The organism is Ideonella azotifigens, from assembly GCF_006519715.1.
Lineage (GTDB): Bacteria > Pseudomonadota > Gammaproteobacteria > Burkholderiales > Burkholderiaceae_C > Ideonella > Ideonella azotifigens.
The window spans coordinates 1-1,230 of the sequence record NZ_VIDT01001105.1; the positions used below are offsets into that span (position 1 = coordinate 1).

The 1,230-nt window shown below is 68.3% G+C and carries 2 protein-coding genes and 2 pseudogenes; 2 read left to right on the plus strand and 2 right to left on the minus strand.

Annotated features, from left to right (window positions below):
• Positions 1-210 (plus strand): annotated as a pseudogene (locus tag FKP22_RS33250) (NIPSNAP family protein); the annotation flags it as partial.
• Between the two features lie 18 nt (positions 211-228).
• A complete protein-coding gene (locus tag FKP22_RS30885; RefSeq protein WP_141291997.1) occupies positions 229-723 on the plus strand; it encodes a DUF1579 domain-containing protein in 495 nt (164 codons plus the stop codon).
• Positions 724-733: 10 nt separating this feature from the next.
• On the opposite strand, the gene FKP22_RS30890 is transcribed toward FKP22_RS30885, so the two are convergent.
• Both FKP22_RS30890 and FKP22_RS30895 read right to left on the minus strand, forming a co-directional pair.
• The gene (locus tag FKP22_RS30890; RefSeq protein WP_141291998.1) at positions 734-940 is read right to left on the minus strand and encodes a hypothetical protein; all 207 of its coding nucleotides are present in this window, start codon (positions 938-940) and stop codon (positions 734-736) included.
• 87 nt (positions 941-1,027) lie between these two features.
• Positions 1,028-1,230: pseudogene (locus FKP22_RS30895) on the minus strand (metallophosphoesterase); the annotation flags it as partial.

Genomic DNA, 1,230 nt, shown 5'->3' on the forward strand with positions numbered 1-1,230 from the left:
GCCTGGTTCGTCACCGAAGCGACGCCCAACAACTTCCCGGCGCTGCCGGTGCGCGAAGGCGAGTCGGTGCTGGTCTGCGTGGCCATCTTCGCGGACCTCGCTGCGCTGGACGCCTGGGCCGGCTTTGGCCCGGCGCTCGCGCCATGGCTTGCCCGTCCCACACAGCAGCTGCGGCTGCTGCCCACCCCTCGCTCAGCGCTGCACGCCTGAGTTTTCAAAGGAGACACCATGAACCACGCTTCCAACGCCCACGACTTCGACTTCTTCCACGGTCACTGGCAGGTGCAGCACCGCCGCCTGCGCGAGCGCCTGGCTGGCTGCAACGAATGGGAAACCTTTTCCGGCGCCTGCGAGACGCGGCCGCTGCTGGGCGGCGCCGGCAATGTGGACGACAACCTGCTGCACCTGCCGGCCGGGAGCTACCGCGCGGTGACGCTTCGCTCGTTCAACAGCGAGACGCGGCAATGGGCCATCTGGTGGCTGGACCAGCGCCATCCTCACCAGCTCGACACGCCGATGCTGGGCAGCTTCGATGACCAGGGCACCGGCCTGTTCTACGCCGACGACCGGTTCAACGGCCAGCCCATCCGCGTGCGTTTCCGCTGGACCGACACCCGCAGCGACTCGCCCGGCTGGGAGCAGGCCTTCTCGACCGATGGCGGCCAGACCTGGGAGGTCAACTGGGTCATGCGCTTCGAGCGCATCGAGCGCGTGGCCGGCTGAGCGCAGCGGCTCAAGCCCCCAGGTCGAAGCTCGGCGGCTGGGTCAGCTCGCTGTCCACGTTCATCAACACGCTGGCCAGCGACAGCGCCTGCCACAGCGGGGCGGGCATCTGCATGATGGCCTCGGGCGTCTTGGCATGGTGAATCCAGGCGCTGATCTGGTGGTGCTGGTCTGCCGTGAGCAGGCCACGGCTGAGCATTTCGTCAGGGGTGTTCAACGTCAAATCCTCGTTGCGGACAGCTGCCGGCCTGGCCGGCTCGCCGAGAGTTTGGGGATGGCGTGCAGCGCTGCGCTGCATCATGCCTCAGCTCGCGGCAACCAGCCGCAGCCGGGTGATTTCCGATGGCGCGCCCAGGCGCAGCGGCGGGCCCCAGTAGCCGGTGCCGCGGCTGGTGTAGACCCACAGGTTGCGCAGCTTGTGCAGGCCGGCGGTGAAGGGTTGCTGCAGCGGCACGAACAGGTTCCAGGGCCAGAACTGGCCGCCGTGGGTGTGGCCGGAAAGCTGTA